Source organism: Haloterrigena sp. H1 (assembly GCF_005938085.1).
Classification (GTDB): domain Archaea; phylum Halobacteriota; class Halobacteria; order Halobacteriales; family Natrialbaceae; genus Natrinema.
In genome coordinates, this window is the sequence record NZ_SMZK01000003.1 from 196,816 (window position 1) to 213,631 (window position 16,816).

A 16,816-nucleotide genomic window follows, 5' to 3' on the forward strand; every position below is an offset into this window, starting at 1 on the left:
TCTCCCGCAGCCAGTCAGAACTCCTCGGTCGGCGGCGCGATCCCTTCGTCGTCGCCACCGTCGAGCTCGAACTCCTCGCGCACCTCACGAATCCGGTCGCGAATGTCGGCTGCGAGCTCGAACTCGAGGTTGTTCGCCGCTTCCTGCATCTGGGTCTCGAGTTCGTCGATATAGCGCGCGGCGTCGTCTTCGTCCTCGAGTTCCCGACCGGAAACCTCGCTGGTGTCAGTCTTCGACCCGGGGAGGTTCGTCTCGCCGATTTCCTTATCGATCGTGGTCGGCTCGAGGCCGTGTTCCTCGTTGTACTCCTGTTGAATCTGCCGGCGGCGCTGGGTCTCCTCGATCGCAGACGCCATAGCGTTCGACGGCTCGTCGGCGTAGAGGACGACCTCGCCGTTGACGTTGCGGGCGGCCCGGCCCATCGTCTGGACGAGCGTCGTTTCCGAGCGCAGGAATCCTTCCTGATCGGCGTCTAAGATCGCCACCAGCGAGACCTCGGGGATGTCCAGCCCCTCCCGCAGGAGGTTGATCCCCACGAGCACGTCGACCTCACCTAATCGTAGCGAGCGGATGATCTCGTGGCGCTCGAGCGTGTCGGTCTCGTCGTGCATGTAGGCGACGTCGACGCCCGCTTCCTCGAGATACTCGGTCAGGTCTTCGGCCATCCGTTTGGTCAACGTCGTCACGAGGGTGCGCTCGCCGCGGTCGATCCGCTCGTCGATGCGGTCCATGAGGTCGTCGACCTGGCCGGTCGCGTTCGCGACCTCGATCGCCGGATCGACGAGATGCGTGGGCCGAACGATCTGTTCGACGATCTGATCGCTCTTCTCATGCTCGTAGTCGCTCGGCGTCGCCGAGACGTACAGCGTCTGGTCTGTTTTCTCCTCGAACTCCTCGAATGTGAGCGGGCGGTTGTCGTAGGCCGTCGGCAGCCGAAAGCCGTTCTCGACCAGCGAGTCTTTGCGGGACTTGTCGCCGGCGTACTGCCCGCGGATCTGCGGGAGTGTAACGTGGGATTCGTCGACGACGGTCAGGAAGTCGTCAGGGAAGTAGTCGAGCAGGGTGTACGGCGCGTCGCCAGAGTCGCGATCCGAGAGGTAGACCGAGTAGTTCTCGATTCCAGAACAGTAGCCGGTTTCGGCCATCATCTCGAGGTCGAACGTCGTTCGCTCGTCGATGCGCTGGGCGGCGATCATGTCGCCCTGTCGCTCGAAATACGAAATTCGAGAGTCCAGGTCGTCACGGATTTCGTCCATCGCACGCTCGAGTTTCGTCTCCGGGATCGAGTAGTGCTCTGCAGGGTGGATCAACACGGCCTGCTGGTCGCCCTGGGTCGTCCCCTCGAGGGGGTCGACCTTGACCATGCGGTCGATCTCGTCGCCCCAGAGTTCGACCCGCACCGCGTAGCGGCCGTACATCGGGTAGATCTCGATCGTGTCGCCGCGCACGCGGAAGGTGCCCTGTGTGAAGTCGACGTCGTTGCGCTCGTAGTTCAAGTCCACGAGTTGGGCCAGCAGGTCATCGCGGCCGATCTCCTGGCCGACCTCGAGGCGCAGGGACATGTCGACGTAGTTGCGCGGGTCACCGAGCCCGTAGATAGCGGAGACAGAGGCGACGACGATGACGTCCTCGCGGGTCAGCAGCGACCGGGTCGCGCTATGTCGGAGGCGGTCGATCTCGTCGTTGATCGAGGCGTCCTTGTCGATGTACGTATCAGTCTGTTCGACGTAGGCTTCAGGCTGGTAGTAGTCGTAGTAGGAGACGAAGTACTCGACGGCGTTCTCGGGGAAGAGATTCCGGAACTCCTCGTAGAGCTGGGCCGCCAGCGTCTTGTTGTGGGCAATAACGAGGGTCGGCTTCTGGATCTCCTCGATCACCCACGAGACAGTGTTGGTCTTCCCGGAGCCGGTCACCCCGAGCAGGGTCTGTTTGTCCAGCCCGGACTGGAAGCCCTCAGCCAGCTCCGCGATCGCCTCGGGCTGGTCGCCCGCGGGCTCGAAGGGAGCGTCGACTTCGAACGGTCGGTCGACGTCAGGACGATCCGGCTGCAGCGGGCCTTGCGCGTCGCTCATTGTCGGGATCAGGGCCTCGAGCCACTTGACCCGCTCGCATACCCGGCCGGGGATGTCGAGTTGCGAAAAAGGTGGTTCGCCGTACCGATCAGCTACATATCGTCGTCGGTCGTCGGCCCGTCAACCGTCACTTCGACGGTGAACTCGCGATCCATCGTGTCCGCCGGCGGCTCGAGGTAGCCGATCGCGTAGCCGGTGTAGGCCATCCCTCGCTCGAGCGTGACGTCGAACGAGGCGACGGTCGTCTCGGGATCGCCAGCCGGCCGGACCGAAAGGGTGTACGAGCCGGCGGGAACCGGGACGTAGTCGGTCGCGTCGGTGAACGCAACGTTTTCGAAGAGCAGTTCGTCGTCGGCATAGACATCAACCGCTGGCGCGTCGGGCGCGGCGTGAACGAGTCGGGCGAGCGCCGATCCCGCGTCCACGAGGACCGCCGGCTCGAAGGTGCTGGCCTCGAGTTCGCCGATCGCGGCAACAGTGTAGTACGCGGCCCCAAAGGTCACGTCGCCCTCGAAGGCGACCGTCTTCGGGTCGCCGGCGGCCGTGATCGTCACCGTGTAGGTGCCCGGCCTGAGCTCTAGGTACGGCGAGACGTCACCGTAGGCGACGTCTGCGAGTACCTGCTCATCGTTGACGTAGACGTCGACGTTCGGCGCGTCCGGGGAGAAGTGTGCGACCCGGACGGCCGCACCCGACATGTCTTTCGACGTCTCGACCGAGTCCGCGTCGCTCGAGCGCTCGTCGTGTTTGTATTCGCCGCCGGCCAAAACGGCGCCACTCGCTGCCGTTACCCCACCTGCGATGCCCATCGTTTTCAGGGCAGTTCGTCGTGATACTGGCATGCTGCGAGTGACAGCGGGGACGCCGAAGGAAAAAAGCGCCCAGTCAGTATCACGGGTAGTTTCGACGTTTCTTGCGCCGCTTTCCGTGTATGTGAAACCTGCCGTCTGAAGGCCACCCATACACCGACGAGTAAGGGACGCCAACGCGAGTAGCGGTCGCGAACACCTGCGGACCGTCGGATACGGCGGCACGCCACTGCTCGCCCAACCGTTATGGATCGGCTCGTGGTGAATCCGACAATGACGGAGCAGCTCCAGCAAGCCCGCGACGACCTCGAGGAAGCGGCGAAGTCGGCAGATAGCGACGATGTCCGCAGCGATATCCGCGAAACGACAGACGCGTTCGCCGACTACGTAAGGGGGGATACAACGCCAGATCACGCGCTCCTCGATGAGCGACTCAACGCGCTCCGACAGGTCCGTGAGTGGGCCGACGGCACCACCGAAGGCAAAGTCGAATCGGCCATCGAAGCGGTCGAGGACTACCGTGAAAGCATCGAGCAGGCCTGATACGGCCTGCTATAACGAGTTACCGGTAGGACCGCGAGCCGTCCTGCGGCCCCACCGGAACTGACTGAGTCCGTATGACCGTCGGCCGCAACGCTCGGTGGTCTCTGCCATCCCTTCTCCGAAGTCATCGGCTGACGCCTCGTCCACACCGGTGGGTCGCGTGGCCGTTCTCGAAACATAATTCTGTCAATAGCTCACAGAGAGCGTATGATCGGCACGCGGCGTTCGGAGTTGGCAGGATGATCGGCGCGGACCCCACCGGCGGTGCACTCGTGGTGTTCGGGCTCATCACCGTCGCGCTCGTCCTGTTCGTGTCGGAAGTGATTCCGAACGACGTGACGGCGATCGGCATCATCGTCTCGCTGGCGGCGCTCGAGCCACTGACCGGCGTTGGCCACCGGGCGGCGATCTCGGGCTTTGCCAACACTGCAACGGTGACGATCGTCGCGATGTACATGCTCAGCGCGGGCGTCCAGCGAACCGGCGTGGTCCAGCGGCTCGGCCTCTCGCTGGCTGCGTTTACGAACGGTAACGAGACGCGCGCGCTGGCGGCGACGATCGCCACCACGGGACCGATTGCCGGGTTCATTAACAACACGCCCGTCGTCGCGGTGTTCATCCCGATGATCTCCGATCTCGCGGAGAAAACGGGTATGTCGCCGTCGAAACTGCTCTTGCCGCTCTCGTACGCGGCGATCCTTGGTGGCACGCTAACGCTCGTCGGCACGTCGACGAACCTGCTCGCCAGCGAGTTCGCCGTCGAATTGCTCGGACGGGACCCCATCGGTATGTTCGAGTTCACGGCACTGGGACTCGTGATCCTGATCGTCGGCCTCGCCTACCTCATGACGGTCGGTCGATGGCTGACGCCCGCACGGATCCCCGTCGACGCGGATCTCGTCGAGGAGTTCGATCTCGAGGACCACCTGACGCAGGTCCGCGTCGGAGCCGACTCGGCCCCGATCGGGCGGACGGTCGACGAACTCGAGGCCCAAACCGAGGCGGACGTTCGCGTCCTTCGGATCCGGCGCAACGGTGACGCTGAGACGCGACCCGGGGGAGACGAGCGCGTGTTCCAGTACGGTGACGACGGCGACGACCACGGCACTCGAGCCGACACATCGAGTCGCGACCAGCAGCGCCACCCCACCGGAGCTGTCGAGACACGACCCGAGGAGGACGAGCACGACCATCGGACGGGCGAAACGTTCGTCGCAGTCGGGACGGACCAGCGGATTCGAGAAGGCGACGTCCTCACGGTCCACGGCAGCCTGCAGGCGGTCAATCGCTTCGTCGAGAACCAAGGACTGCGACAGCTCCACCGGCTCTCGGTAACTGAGGCGACGTTCGACGACATCGACAGCGACGACGTGCTCGCCAGAACGATCGTCCACGGAGAGTCGCCGTACGTCGGGGAACCGCTCTCGGAAACGCCCCTTCGAGCGGTATATCAGTCGACCGTGCTGGCGATCCGTCGCGACGGCGAGTTACTTCGAACGGACCTCGGCGACGTTCGACTCGAGGCCGGCGACCTCCTCTTGCTTCAGACGGTCCCCAGCACGATCGAGTACTTCGCCGAGACGGGCGAACTCGTCGTCGTCGATGACGCCGTCGACCGGCTACGCGAGGACGGGGTCGACGAGCTCGCCCCGCTGTCGCCGACCGCGCCGGTCGCGCTCGCGATCATGGCCGGCGTGATCGGGACCGCCGCGCTCGGTCTCGTCTCCATCGTCATCGCGGCGCTGGCCGGCGTCTTCCTCATGATCGTGACCGGCTGTCTGTCAACGGCCGACGCCTACGACGCGGTCTCGTGGAACATCGTGTTCCTGCTCGCGGGCGTGATCCCCCTTGGTGTCGCCCTCGAGGCGACCGGCGGCTCGCAGATTATCGCCGGCGGGCTGGTCGCGACCGCGGAGTTCCTCCCGCTTATCGCGGTCCTGCTGTTGTTCGTCATCGTGACGGGACTGCTCGCGAACGTCATCACGCCGGTCGCGACGGTGGTGTTGATGGTCCCCGTCGCGGTCGACGCCGCGGGTTCGCTGGGAGCGACGCAGTTTTCGTTTCTCCTCGCGGTGACGTTCGCCTCCGCGACCTCATTTATGACACCGGTGGGCTATCAGACGAACCTGATGGTCTACGGCCCCGGCGGGTACACGTTCACCGACTTCCTGCGCGTCGGCGGCCCGCTACAGCTCCTGCTGGCGTTCGTCACGACGGGCGGGATCGCCCTCCTCTGGGGGATCTAAGAACGTGACCGCCTCGAGAGCTCATGCTTACTCGAGGCGCTCTAACACCGCCGCTTTCTCGTAGGACAGCGACAGCGACCGTGAGCGACCGCGACCGTCGACATCGGTGTAGTCGGCATCGATCAGGCCGAGCTGGTCGAGTTTGTTGACGATCTCGGAGTAGCGCGTATAGCCCAGGTCAGTCCGCTCGTGGAAGGCGTCGTAGACCGCGCCGGCCTGTTCGCCGTCGTTGTGGGCGATCACCTCGAGCAGCGCCTGCTCGGTGTCGGTCAGTCCCGACAGCGACCGGGTGAGGTTGATGTATTTGGACTTTTCGTAGGCGTTTTCGACATCTTCGCGCTCGACAGTGCGGCTGGCTCGCATCTCGGCGTTGAGCCCCGCCCGGCGCAACAGGTCGATCCCGACCCGGAGGTCGCCGCTCTCGGCGGTGAGTTCGGCGACGTACTCGAGGGTATCGCGGTCGATGACGCCGTCGTGGAAGCCACGGTCAACGCGTTCGGCGAGGATGTCGACGATTTCGGGCTGGTCGTAGACCGGGAAGTAGACGTCTTCGGGGCGGAAGACGCTCTGGACCCGCGAGTCGAGCTCATCGATGACGTCGAGCGACGGATCAGAGGAGATGACGATGACACCGATCTTCGCACCAGGATACTCCTCGTGGGCTCGCAACAGCGAATAGAGCGTGTCGCTAGCCTCGTTCTCGTAGAAGAGGTAGTTGACATCGTCGAGTGCGACGACGAGGACCCGGTCGTCCTCGACGAGTTTCTCGGCGATCTGTCCGAACAGCTTCTTGAACGAGATGCCCGACGAGGGTGGCTCGTAGTCGAACGTCCCCTCGAACAGCCGTGAAAAGACCGAGTACCGGGTCGCGTTGACCTGACAGTTGACCCGGATCGTCCGAACCTCGCTCGTCTGGGCACCGACCTCGTCGAACAGTTTCTGGACCGCCGTCGTCTTCCCCGTTCCGGGAGGTCCCCGAACGACGACGTTCAGCGGCCGCGACCCCCGCACCGCCGGGCGCAGCGCGTACGTCAGGCTCTGAGTCTGGCCCTCGCGGTGCTTGAACGTCTCGGGGACGTAGTCGATTTCGAAGACGTGCTCGTTTTTGAACACGGATTCGTCCCACGACAACATCCCCTCGTCGGGGTCGTCTGCCATCACTTTCACCCTGCTTCCGCAGCGTCTTAACCCTTCGGTGGATTCGGATTTCGAACAGAAACCATGATACCTGTTACTTTTTGACACAGTCACAAGACTTAATGATCATTATACACATATAGGTGACAGCAATGGCACCACCGTCACCCCCGGACGTGATCCCGGAGTTCCTGCTCGAGCAGTTCGACGATCTCTCTGCGGAGACGCTGCGGGGCACCGGTGACTACGCGCGGAAAGAAATGTACGTTACACCCGACGAAATGCCCGATACAGTAAAAGAAGCGTTCGCGCTCCAGGACGACGAAACGCGTGCAGCGATCGGCGACTACGCCGACGAACTCGCCGCGTTCCTGGAGGAGCGCGACGCCGATTCACTGCAGGAGATTACCGGCGGCTCGAGCGACGACGAAGAGTCATGGGGACACCAGCGGATTCTGGAATGGCATGAGTAACGACGACGGGACCACGGACCGACGAACGCGGGCGAACTGACCGCAGTCAGACGGACTCCTGTCAGTCAGTGCCGACGCGACCGCAGGACGGCTCGCGGTCGCGCCGGGAACCCGTGACAGCAGACCGCATCAGGCAACCTCGACCCGTTCAGTACGGCGCTCGATATCCGCCACGGTCAGCCGACTGTTGTGAGTCATTCGGGCGTGAGCCCGCACGAGTCGTTCCACCTCGTCGGCACTACTCGAGCGAATCATGAACTGACAGCTCCCCCGTCGAGCACTTGAATTGGAATGGCATGCCAAGACAGTCGGGCGAGAAGGACATAATCATTGGACATGCATGTCCCGCTCCCGTCGTTCGCCTGGCGAGTTGGGTCAGAGACCTCGACTCCCGCGACGGCCGATCGATCGGCCGGCCAGTCGCTGGAGCAGGCCCCAAATCCGGACGAGAATCGGCTCGAGAACCGGGTTCGCAGTCACGGCGACGTACGCCGGCACGGGCTCGTACCGGTCGGTTTCGAGGGCATGCAGCGCCGCCGCCGTCGCCCGGTGGTTCCCGTCGGCGACGAACCACGGAGTCGCGCCGCGTCTGGTCCGGACGATCAGCGGGTCGAACTGAGCTCCGGCGGCGAGGTCGTCGCGGTAGGTTCGGATCGCACCGGCATCGATTCCTGCGTCCTCGAGCGGACCGAACCCCTCCTCGGAGATCCGCTCGGCCACGCCGAAGAGAGTGCCATCCGTGGAGACGTCCCGCCATAGGAGGTCGTCCGGCCCGTCCACCGGCCGGAGGTCGACGAACTGGTCCCACTCGAGGACGAGCCGGTACCACCGGATCGGTTGCTCGCGCCAGACGAACGCAGCCGCTCCCGGCTTCGCCGAGAGGAGCGCGTCGAGCATGGCTGCCGTGTTCGTTGAGACCGCCTCCGAGTCGATGGCAACCGCGTCGTGCTCGATCTCGTGGGCGAGCCATGCCCGGAGTACCCGCTCCTCGGGAACCGGTACAGGTGTTCGGTTCTCCGGTGGCGGCGACCGCGGGGAGCTGGTGCCGCTCGAGGCGTCTGTTCGAGACATGGGCCGGCGTTCTGGACAACCCCTACCGTAGTGACTAACATATATCTGGGGACGGGACCGTTATCTCTCCGGAACAGACACGTTACCGAGAATTGCAGTCCGCTAGCGCCCACAAATTATACCAGTGGACATGGTACGGGGGGGAGTGACCGTGACTGAAACGCAGGTAACGTTGATCCAGATCGACAACTACGGGCCGTGGACGGTGGCGCCATCACCGAAACGGGAGCCGGACCTGCAACTGCTCCAGTCCCGGCTGTACGCGGACCTCTCACAGCTCGTCGCGCATCACGACGGCTACGTGTTTTCCACACGGTTCGACAACATGATCGCCGTCACAAACGGGATCGACCTGGCGGGACACCGGCGCATTCAGGACGCCATCAGCAACCGCTATCCCGTGACGGTCAGCCTCGGTGTCGCCACGGGGACCTCGCCGCGGGAGGCAGTCGGTGAAGCGACGGCGAACCTCCAGGCAGCCGGGAGTGCCCAGGACGGTGAGCGGACCGAAATCCTGCGCGGCGATCCGTTGTGCGGGGAAGGGGCCGTCCAGATTGCCCACTTCGACGTCAACGACGCGACCAGCCAGTACACTGACGAACTCAACGCGTTCGAGGTGTTCCGGCACATCGAACAGGGATATTCGGCGCTGCTCGAGTACATGTACGACGCCCACGACTCGCTGTCGTTTTTCATCGGCGGCGACAACGTCATCTCGGTGACCGCCGGGCTCGACCGGCCGGCGTTCGATGCGGCGATCGATCACGTCGAGGAGACAGCGGGGATCGACCTCAAAGTCGGCGTCGGCCACGATCTGAGGGCCGTCGACGCCGGAATGGCGGCCAAGGAGGCGCTCGAACGCTGCCGAGAGCAGGGGACGCGTGTCGAGGTTGGCGCCGGTGAGAGCGCGGGGAGGGCGTAACCCGATGCCGGCCCAGTCGGTATACTTCATGGGTCCCTGTGAAGTCGAAGTCCGGGAGACAACCGTGCCCGACCCCGGCCCGGATGAACTCAAAGTGGCGGCAACGGTATCTGCCATCAGTTCCGGGACGGAGCTGTTACTCTATCGGGGCGAAATGAACCCCGAGATCACCGCGGACGAGACGCTGGAGACACTCTCGGGATCGTTCTCCTACCCGTTCCCGTACGGCTACGCGGTCGTCGGGACGGTGACCGCCGTCGGCGCGGACGTCGACCCGGCGTGGCACGGCGAGACGGTGCTCGCGTTCCATCCGCACGCCAGCGAGTTCGTCGTCGGGGTCGACGAGGTGAGCGTCGTGCCGGCCGACGTTCCACCCGCGGTGGCAGCGTTTCTTCCGAACGTCGAGACGGCGGTCAACTTGGTCCTCGATGGGGAGCCTCGCATCGGCGAGCGAGCGATCGTGTTCGGCCAGGGCGTCGTGGGGCTGCTGACGACAGCACTGCTGGCCGAGACGCCGCTCTCGTCGCTCGTGACCGTCGACCGCTACGAGAAGCGACGACAGCTCTCGACGGCGTTCGGAGCCGACCGGAGCCTCGACCCCACCGAAGCAGATCCGGTCGCGGCGGTCCACGAGCAGCTGGGGCCGCCCGACCGTCCGGGGTCGCCATCCGGACGGACCGAACAGGAGCAGCTTCCGCGCCGGGCGGACCTGACCTACGAACTCTCGGGCAACCCGGTGGCACTCGACGCCGCCGTCGACGCGACCGGATACGGAGGCCGCGTCGTCGTCGGGTCGTGGTACGGGACCAAGACGGCCGAGCTATCGCTCGACGGGCGCTTCCACCGAAGCCGAATCCGCCTGATCAGCAGTCAGGTGAGCACCATCGCCCCGGCACGGCGCGGGCGCTGGACCGTGGCACGCCGGCTGGCGACCGCGTGGCGGCGCCTCGAGGACGTCGAGACCGACCGGCTGGTAACCCACCGCGTCCCGGTCGCGGACGCCCCGGAGGCCTATGAACTACTGGACGAGCGCCCGGACGAAACGGTTCAGGTGCTGTTGACGTACTGACCCCTGCAGCCCGTTCGACTGTGCCTCGTCGGTCTCGCCTCGAGTCGCGCCACCCCAGACTTTAGTTCGCACCCGTGGTCCGAGGGGGTATGTACACAGTGACAGTCACACGCGATTTCGTCGCTCAACACTGGCTCACGGTTCCCGACCCTGGACCCGAGGGAGACCTCCACTCCCATCATCTGACGGTCGAGGTCGAGGTGGAGGGCGAGCAACTCGGGGAGTACGGCTACCTCGTCGACATCGACGACCTCAAGGCTGCCGTCGACGCGCTGGTCGACCGGTACCGGGACGCGACGCTCAACGACCTCCCGGAGTTCGAGGGGCTCAATCCGAGCGTGGAGCACTTTTCGCGATTCTTCGCCGAGCGGGTCGCGGACGGGATCGAGACCGACCGTCTCGACGCCATCGAGGTGACGATGTGGGAAGAGGACGCGGCGGCCGCCTCCTACGCCACGACCCTCTGACCCGATGCGACTGGGGCTGGTCGTCTACGACGGGCTCGAGGGAACGTCCGGCGGCTATCGCTACGATCGACGGCTCGTGGCGGGGCTCCGCGAGCGGGGCCACGAGGTCACAGTCGTCTCGATCCCGAGGGAGGGGTACGGCCGGAACCTGCTCGACAACCTCTCCCCAACGGTCGCCGCCGATCTGACTGCCCTCGACGTAGACGTACTGCTACAAGACGAGCTCTGTCACCCGTCGCTCATCCGACACAACCGCCGGCGCGACGACGCCACGCCGGTGGTCGCCATCGTCCACCACCTCCGGTGTCAGGAGCCGCGGGCGGCGTGGCAAAACGCGTTCTACGGGGCGATCGAGCAGCGCTATCTCGAGACCGTCGACGCCTTCGTGTACAACAGCGAGACGACCCGGGAGACCGTCGAGGCACTCGTCGGTCCGACGACTGGCATCGTCGCGCCACCCGGCGGCGACCACATCGATCCGGGAGTTACGCGGACTCACATATGCGCACGTTCCCACGAACCGGGACCGCTCAGAATCGTCTTCGTAGGGTCGCTTATTGACCGGAAGGGACTTCACACGCTGCTCCGGGGACTGGCCGCCCGCCCGGCCGACGAGTGGACCCTGACCGTCGTCGGCGACCCGACGGTCGATCCGGAGTACGCCCGCCGGATCGACCGGCTGATCGACACGCTGGGTGTCGAGGAGTCGGTGACGGTCGCGGGCCGGCTGCCCGACGCGGCGCTGTCGTCGGTCCTCCGGGAGGGACACCTCCTCGCCATGCCCTCTGGCTACGAGGGGTTCGGCATCGTCTACCTCGAGGGGATGGGATTCGGGCTGCCGGCGCTCGCTTCGACCGCCGGCGGCGCAAGCGAGGTCGTGACCGACGGGGAGACGGGGGTGCTGGTGCCGCCGGACGAACCGCCGGCCGTCGCCGAGGCGGTAGGCTCGCTCGCGGCCGACCGCGAACGCCTCGCCGAGATGGGAGCTGCCGCCCGGGACGCCTACGAGGCCCATCCAACCTGGAGCGACACCGTCGACTGCGTCGCGTCGTTTGCGGCTGTCCTCTGTGAGCCCGCGAAACCGTTCCCGTGACGGCCGGACTTAACCCGCCACGAGTTGACGGGCCGATAGAGGCGTGACTGAACCCGATCACTACTCGTTCCGTCGCTACCTCGATGCCAAGCGAACCGTCGACCAGCGCGCCCGGAACCGGCGTGTCGTGGACGCGTTCCGCCGCGCGCTCGAGAGGGTCGACGAGCCCGTCGACCTCTGCGAGGTCGGAGCTGGGACGGGCGCGATGGTCGAGACGGTCCTCGAGTGGACGGCCGACACCGAGGTCCGGTACACGGCCATCGACGCCGACCCGACCCTCGTCAAGGCCGCCACGGAGGGGGTCGCGGACCGCGTCGCGGACCGGGGCCACGATCCGGACCGCTCGGACGGGTCGCTATGCATCGATCGCGACAGGGCAGCGTTCGAGGTCGCGTTCCGTGCCGAGGACGCGCTCGCTCACCTCGCGGCCCGCGAGGAGACGTACGACGTCGTCGTCGCCCAGGCCTTCCTCGATCTGACGGACGTACGGGCGGCGCTAGAGACGGTCGCGGACGGGCTTCGCCCGGGCGGCGTCGCCTACTTCCCGATCACATTCGATGGTGTGACGTCGCTGTTACCGCCGGTCGACGCTGAACTCGAGAACCACATTGAACGGCGATTTCACCGCCGGATGGATACGACCGAGAAAGTCGGCGGCGAGACGGGCGACAGCACCGCCGGCCGCCACCTCCTCACTGCGGTCCCGGCGACTGGCGGCCGGGTCATCGCGGCCGGCGGCTCCGACTGGGTAGTCCGGCCAACCGACGGCGGCTACGAGGCCGACGAGGCGTACTTCCTCCATCACATCGTCGACACCATCGAGTCCGCACTCACGGCCGACGGGACGATAGACGCCGAGCGATTGGGCGAGTGGGCGGCGGCCCGCCACGAACAGATCGAAGCGGGGGAACTCGTCTACCTCGCCCACCAGCTAGACGTCCTCACCCGGTGGCCGGGGTCAGCGTAGCGGACGAACCGTACCGACAGCGGCCCCCGTCCGGTTATACATCGCTCGCCCTCGTAGCTCGAGCCATGCACTGGAAACGCCGACGCGACCTCGAGGGCGGGAAAGAACTGGGTGTCTGGCTCCTCGTCGACGACGACGGCACGGTCGACGAGGAACTGTACGTCGAGACCCACGAGTACCGCGGTGGGGGGTTCGACGTCTACACCGCCACTCCCGACGGGGAGTGGACACAGGAGGGCGAGTTCGGAGACGTCGAGGCCGCCTTCGAGCAGGCGCTCGACGTGATCGAAGAGAGTCACCATCCGCTGGAGGACCTGTAGCCGTCCAGGGCGGAGACGCGAACGCTACTCGAACTTCTCTAACAACTCCCCGTAGAACGCGCTGTCGTGTTCGCCTGCCAGTTTCTCGACGATCAGCTCCGGTGTCGACCGCGCCAGATGGTCTTTGACTGGCGAGCGATTGACCTCGAGTTCGCCGTCGACGAGGCCGACGGCTTCGATCCCGTCGACGGTCACGGCGAAGTCGGCCATTTCGCGGATTTCGCCGGCAAGATGGGAGACGAACACCGCCGTCGCGCCGTTGTCCGACAGTGCCTCCAGGATGCCGGCGATGATCTTCGCCGACGCGCCGGGCTCGGTGATACTCTCGAGTTCGTCGACTAACACGAGCGAGCCCTCGCCGCCCTGTGCGAGGTCGGCGAACTCGCGGACGGTCGACTCGAACGCGCCCGCGTCCAGCGTCCCCTGGGTCTTTGCGTGGTAGTGGAGATCATCGAATCGCCGCAGGCGGACGCCGTTGGCGGGGACGGGCAGTCCCATGTGGGCCAACACCACCACGCTCGCGACCAGATCCAGCGTGGAGGTCTTCCCGCCGCTGTTGACCCCCGAGAGCAAGGCAACGCCCGACACCGCGTAATCGACGGGATCGATGCGCTCGAGCGGTTCCTCGAGCAGCGGCGAGCGGCCGCCTTCGATGTCGAAGCCGACAGCCGCGGCCGGGTCGACGAACTCCGGCAGCACGCAGTCGAAGTTGTCGGCAAAGCGGGCGATCGCGAGTTCTACGTCTAACTCGAGTGCGTCGCGGACGAGTTGGCGGGCACCCTCGCGCTGGTCGGCCAGCTCGGCAGCGAGCGCGCGTTTGAGCCGGCCCGCACGGCGGTCCTTGGCCGCCGTGAGTTCCTCGCGCAGCCGGCCGACGACATCCTCGTCGCGCTCGACCGGGAACGTCGGCTCGTCGCCGAACGCGCGGCGAGCGGTCTCGGCCTCGCCGGCCTCGAGATCGAGCGCATCGACGAGGTGCTCGCGGGCCGCCGCGACGGCGTCTGCGTACTCGTCCGCCAGTTCCCGCGAGAGCAAGGAGTCGACGCCGGCCCCGCGCTCGACCAGCGACAGCAAGTCAGAGCCTTCGATGGTAACGTCCTGTTCGCGGATCGCCTCCCGAAGCCGGTCGTTGGCGACGCTTTCTGCCGCACTCGCCGCCGCGTCCAGATCGTCGACTGCCGTCGTCAACCGGTCGAGTTCGTCATCGCCCGCGACCGTCCCGTCTTCGGCCAGCCGCGAGAGCCCATCTTCGAGCGCCGCGAGGTCGCACGGGGCCTCGAGATCGGCGGCCCGATGGACCGCGATGGCAGCCTGCAGCCGATCGCGGTTGCGCGCGAAGAAGGCGAGCGGGCGTTCGGGGACGACCTCGGCGGGGGTCTCGAGGGCGTCGGGCCGGACCTGTACGTCTCCATCGAGGGCGACGCCGGCAAAAGACTCGTCGAGGGCGATCACCGTCGCGTAGCCCCGTGCGAGTTCGGCCAGTCCCTGGGTGTCCTCGACGACCTCGACGGAGAGTTCCGGAATCGCCTCGCGGGCCTCGCTGTAGCGTTCGGCGTCGGTCGTCGCCAGACAGCGCTCGCGGACCCGTACGTCGCCGGGCTCGCGGAGCGGTTCGACTCCTGCGAGCGCCTCGAGGACGTCGGGGTCGGGGTCGCGCTCGAGTGCCTCCCGGGCGAACGCCTGCACCTCGTCGATACGCGACCGCCGCGGGCTCGGATAGAGCGTCTCGAGACGCTGGGCGGCGTAATCGGTGACCGTCCGGTCTTTGAGCAGGCCGAGGACCTCGCGGTAGATCTCGCGGGCGCGGTCGGTCGCGAGGAACCCACCCGGGTCGTCGTGCTCGAGCCGGATCGCCCCCCGTGCGATGCGGGCGGCCCGGCCCTGAGAGATTCCCGGCGCGGTCGCAAGCGTCGCCACGTCGCCCGCCCGCAGCGCGCGCTCGGGATCGTCGAGTTCGGCCAGCGCGCGGGCCGTCTTCTCGCCGACGCCCGGAATCGACTCGAGGTCCATGTCTCGAGGTGCGTATCAAACCGGAGCGAGAAAAAGTTCCCGCCCGGATCGGGCGAAGTCGGCGTGACGAGTGTCTGTGTGCTATGCCGACAGTCCACGTAGCATGGACTGACAGCGGTGTCGAGTATTTATACGGACACACGACTAGCGTCCGGACGTGCAACCGAAACGGCAGCCCGAATGGCCCGATTTGAGACAGTGGCGGCGAACGGACACACGTCGGGACCGACCGAGCCGAACGCATGGAGTATGAGCGTTCGGACGCGGTCGACGACCGCCTCGAGTGGCTGCGGACCTACGGCTACGGGCTCTGTATGGGAACGGCAGACGCCCTGCCCGGCGTCTCCGGCGGGACCGTCGCGCTGTTACTCGGCTTCTATGGCCGGCTGATCGCCGCGGTCACCGCGTTTACACCCTGGCGGGCAGCCGCCGTGCTCCGGGGGTACCATCCCGACCAGCGGACGAAGGCGCGGGAAGCGCTGCTCGAGTTGGATCTCGGCTTTCTGCTCCCGCTCGGCGTCGGCATCATCACCGCGGTCGTCGTCGTCGCCGACGCCGTCTCATCATTGGCACAGTCCCATCCGGTCGCGATGTTCGGCTTCTTTACCGGCCTGATCGCCGCCTCGGTGATCACGCTCGGTCGAAGCCTCACGATCGACTCACCGACACACATCGGCGTCGCGATGACGGGGGCCAGCCTCGCGTTGCTGGTCGCCGCCGACATCGTCTCGCTGCCCGGAAGCGGCCCAATGGTGATCGTCCTCGCCGGTGCGATCGCCGTCAGCGCGATGATCCTGCCGGGGATCTCAGGGTCGCTAATCTTGATCCTGCTCGGTCAGTACGTCTTCCTCTCGTCGGAACTGAGCGCGTTCGTCCACGCGCTTGGTACCCTGCCCAGCGGAGGCTCGCTCGCGGCCGTCACCGATCCGGGAACGACCGTGGTGCTGTTCGTCGTCGGCGGCGCAACCGGTCTCCTCACGATCGCCCGCGTCGTCCGCATCGCATTAGATCGCCACCGCGGGCTCACGCTCGTTTTCCTCGTGAGCCTCATCGCCGGCTCGGTACCGGCCCCGCTGACCAACATCGCCAAGACGCACGCGTGGACGACGGAAACCATAACGCTGACCGCCGTATGGGCGGTCGTCGGTGCGATCGCGCTGTTCGGCCTCGAGTATCTCGTCGGCGGGTTCGAACCGGAGTAACGCCGATCAGTCGTCGAAATCGGCGTCCTCGAAGTGTTCGTTCGCGAGGTCGTCGATCAACTCCTCGACGAGTCCTGTTTGTCACCGTCTATATCGTCGATCGCGCCGATGCCGTGGCCGCCGCTTTTCGCCGTCTGCAGGGCGTTCTTGTTGAGGTCGCCGTCGGGCTCGACCACCGGGAGCTTGAGGTCAGTGAAGTTCTCCGGCGGGAATCCGGATGCCGAGAGGATGAAGTGATCCGCGACCTCGCTCAGGTCGTCGGTGTCGAAGTCCTCGAGTCGTGGCTCGTCCCATTCCTCGGTCGTCGTCCCCGAAACGTGGTTCGTGCAGCGAGTAGTCGGTCACGGCAGCGGCTATGCGACGGCGGACGATCGGCGTCCGGCTTGCGTGTTCAGCCACCTCGAGCCCGCTTCGT

General features: G+C 66.0%; 16 protein-coding genes. 10 read left to right on the top strand and 6 right to left on the bottom strand.

The annotated features are described in order from the left end of the window. Positions 1 to 14: 14 nt before the first annotated feature. Entirely contained in the window at positions 15 to 2,072 is a 2,058-nt protein-coding gene (gene uvrB / locus E2L06_RS19240; protein ID WP_138783170.1) for an excinuclease ABC subunit UvrB, read from the bottom strand. Between the two features lie 92 nt (positions 2,073 to 2,164). Beyond that, entirely contained in the window at positions 2,165 to 2,881 is a 717-nt protein-coding gene (locus E2L06_RS19245; RefSeq protein WP_138783237.1) for a DUF4397 domain-containing protein, read from the bottom strand. A gap of 273 nt (positions 2,882 to 3,154) precedes the next feature. On the opposite strand from E2L06_RS19245, the gene E2L06_RS19250 reads away from it, so the two are divergent. Then, positions 3,155 to 3,424, top strand: coding sequence for a hypothetical protein (locus E2L06_RS19250; RefSeq protein WP_138783171.1), 270 nt, complete (start codon positions 3,155 to 3,157; stop codon positions 3,422 to 3,424). 239 nt (positions 3,425 to 3,663) lie between these two features. Continuing rightward, a complete protein-coding gene (locus E2L06_RS19255) occupies positions 3,664 to 5,670 on the top strand; it encodes an SLC13 family permease (RefSeq protein ID WP_138783172.1) in 2,007 nt (668 codons plus the stop codon). Positions 5,671 to 5,697: 27 nt separating this feature from the next. Here E2L06_RS19255 and E2L06_RS19260 read toward each other — a convergent pair whose 3' ends face one another. Continuing rightward, the gene (locus E2L06_RS19260) at positions 5,698 to 6,828 is read right to left on the bottom strand and encodes an ORC1-type DNA replication protein (protein WP_138783173.1); all 1,131 of its coding nucleotides are present in this window, start codon (positions 6,826 to 6,828) and stop codon (positions 5,698 to 5,700) included. 131 nt (positions 6,829 to 6,959) lie between these two features. Between E2L06_RS19260 and E2L06_RS19265 the strand changes: the two genes are divergently transcribed. Next, entirely contained in the window at positions 6,960 to 7,280 is a 321-nt protein-coding gene (locus tag E2L06_RS19265) for a hypothetical protein (RefSeq protein WP_138783174.1), read from the top strand. 129 nt (positions 7,281 to 7,409) lie between these two features. On the opposite strand, the gene E2L06_RS23060 is transcribed toward E2L06_RS19265, so the two are convergent. Continuing rightward, positions 7,410 to 7,535, bottom strand: coding sequence for a hypothetical protein (locus tag E2L06_RS23060; RefSeq protein WP_394348751.1), 126 nt, complete (start codon positions 7,533 to 7,535; stop codon positions 7,410 to 7,412). 120 nt (positions 7,536 to 7,655) lie between these two features. Next, entirely contained in the window at positions 7,656 to 8,351 is a 696-nt protein-coding gene (locus E2L06_RS19275) for a hypothetical protein (protein WP_138783175.1), read from the bottom strand. A gap of 151 nt (positions 8,352 to 8,502) precedes the next feature. Here E2L06_RS19275 and E2L06_RS19280 point away from each other — a divergent pair, with 151 nt between their 5' ends. From E2L06_RS19280 to E2L06_RS19305, 6 genes are all read left to right on the top strand, one after another. Beyond that, positions 8,503 to 9,273: a GTP cyclohydrolase IIa gene (locus tag E2L06_RS19280; RefSeq protein ID WP_138783176.1), complete on the top strand. Its 771-nt coding sequence runs from the start codon at positions 8,503 to 8,505 to the stop codon at positions 9,271 to 9,273. Between the two features lie 4 nt (positions 9,274 to 9,277). After that, positions 9,278 to 10,342: a zinc-binding alcohol dehydrogenase gene (locus E2L06_RS19285; RefSeq protein WP_138783177.1), complete on the top strand. Its 1,065-nt coding sequence runs from the start codon at positions 9,278 to 9,280 to the stop codon at positions 10,340 to 10,342. A gap of 89 nt (positions 10,343 to 10,431) precedes the next feature. Beyond that, a complete protein-coding gene (locus E2L06_RS19290) occupies positions 10,432 to 10,809 on the top strand; it encodes a 6-carboxytetrahydropterin synthase (protein WP_138783178.1) in 378 nt (125 codons plus the stop codon). Between the two features lie 4 nt (positions 10,810 to 10,813). Continuing rightward, a complete protein-coding gene (locus E2L06_RS19295; protein ID WP_249361525.1) occupies positions 10,814 to 11,902 on the top strand; it encodes a glycosyltransferase family 4 protein in 1,089 nt (362 codons plus the stop codon). A gap of 43 nt (positions 11,903 to 11,945) precedes the next feature. Next, entirely contained in the window at positions 11,946 to 12,869 is a 924-nt protein-coding gene (locus tag E2L06_RS19300) for a bifunctional 2-polyprenyl-6-hydroxyphenol methylase/3-demethylubiquinol 3-O-methyltransferase UbiG (protein ID WP_138783179.1), read from the top strand. A gap of 65 nt (positions 12,870 to 12,934) precedes the next feature. After that, entirely contained in the window at positions 12,935 to 13,189 is a 255-nt protein-coding gene (locus E2L06_RS19305) for a hypothetical protein (RefSeq protein WP_138783180.1), read from the top strand. A gap of 24 nt (positions 13,190 to 13,213) precedes the next feature. Here E2L06_RS19305 and E2L06_RS19310 read toward each other — a convergent pair whose 3' ends face one another. Then, positions 13,214 to 15,199, bottom strand: coding sequence for a helix-hairpin-helix domain-containing protein (locus E2L06_RS19310; protein WP_138783181.1), 1,986 nt, complete (start codon positions 15,197 to 15,199; stop codon positions 13,214 to 13,216). Positions 15,200 to 15,441: 242 nt separating this feature from the next. Here E2L06_RS19310 and E2L06_RS19315 point away from each other — a divergent pair, with 242 nt between their 5' ends. Then, on the top strand, positions 15,442 to 16,401 hold the full coding sequence (locus E2L06_RS19315; protein ID WP_138783182.1) for a DUF368 domain-containing protein: 960 nt from the start codon (positions 15,442 to 15,444) through the stop codon (positions 16,399 to 16,401). Positions 16,402 to 16,816: the final 415 nt, after the last annotated feature.

Excerpts from the sequence above, each read along its gene's own strand:
- uvrB (WP_138783170.1), bottom strand. The coding sequence starts at position 2,072 with ATGAGCGACGCGCAAGGCCCGCTGCAGCCGGATCGTCCTGACGTCGAC.
- E2L06_RS19245 (WP_138783237.1), bottom strand. The coding sequence starts at position 2,881 with ATGGGCATCGCAGGTGGGGTAACGGCAGCGAGTGGCGCCGTTTTGGCC.
- E2L06_RS19250 (WP_138783171.1), top strand. The coding sequence starts at position 3,155 with ATGACGGAGCAGCTCCAGCAAGCCCGCGACGACCTCGAGGAAGCGGCG.
- E2L06_RS19255 (WP_138783172.1), top strand. The coding sequence starts at position 3,664 with ATGATCGGCGCGGACCCCACCGGCGGTGCACTCGTGGTGTTCGGGCTC.
- E2L06_RS19260 (WP_138783173.1), bottom strand. The coding sequence starts at position 6,828 with ATGGCAGACGACCCCGACGAGGGGATGTTGTCGTGGGACGAATCCGTG.
- E2L06_RS19265 (WP_138783174.1), top strand. The coding sequence starts at position 6,960 with ATGGCACCACCGTCACCCCCGGACGTGATCCCGGAGTTCCTGCTCGAG.
- E2L06_RS23060 (WP_394348751.1), bottom strand. The coding sequence starts at position 7,535 with ATGATTCGCTCGAGTAGTGCCGACGAGGTGGAACGACTCGTGCGGGCT.
- E2L06_RS19275 (WP_138783175.1), bottom strand. The coding sequence starts at position 8,351 with ATGTCTCGAACAGACGCCTCGAGCGGCACCAGCTCCCCGCGGTCGCCG.
- E2L06_RS19285 (WP_138783177.1), top strand. The coding sequence starts at position 9,278 with ATGCCGGCCCAGTCGGTATACTTCATGGGTCCCTGTGAAGTCGAAGTC.
- E2L06_RS19290 (WP_138783178.1), top strand. The coding sequence starts at position 10,432 with ATGTACACAGTGACAGTCACACGCGATTTCGTCGCTCAACACTGGCTC.
- E2L06_RS19295 (WP_249361525.1), top strand. The coding sequence starts at position 10,814 with ATGCGACTGGGGCTGGTCGTCTACGACGGGCTCGAGGGAACGTCCGGC.
- E2L06_RS19305 (WP_138783180.1), top strand. The coding sequence starts at position 12,935 with ATGCACTGGAAACGCCGACGCGACCTCGAGGGCGGGAAAGAACTGGGT.
- E2L06_RS19310 (WP_138783181.1), bottom strand. The coding sequence starts at position 15,199 with ATGGACCTCGAGTCGATTCCGGGCGTCGGCGAGAAGACGGCCCGCGCG.
- E2L06_RS19315 (WP_138783182.1), top strand. The coding sequence starts at position 15,442 with ATGGAGTATGAGCGTTCGGACGCGGTCGACGACCGCCTCGAGTGGCTG.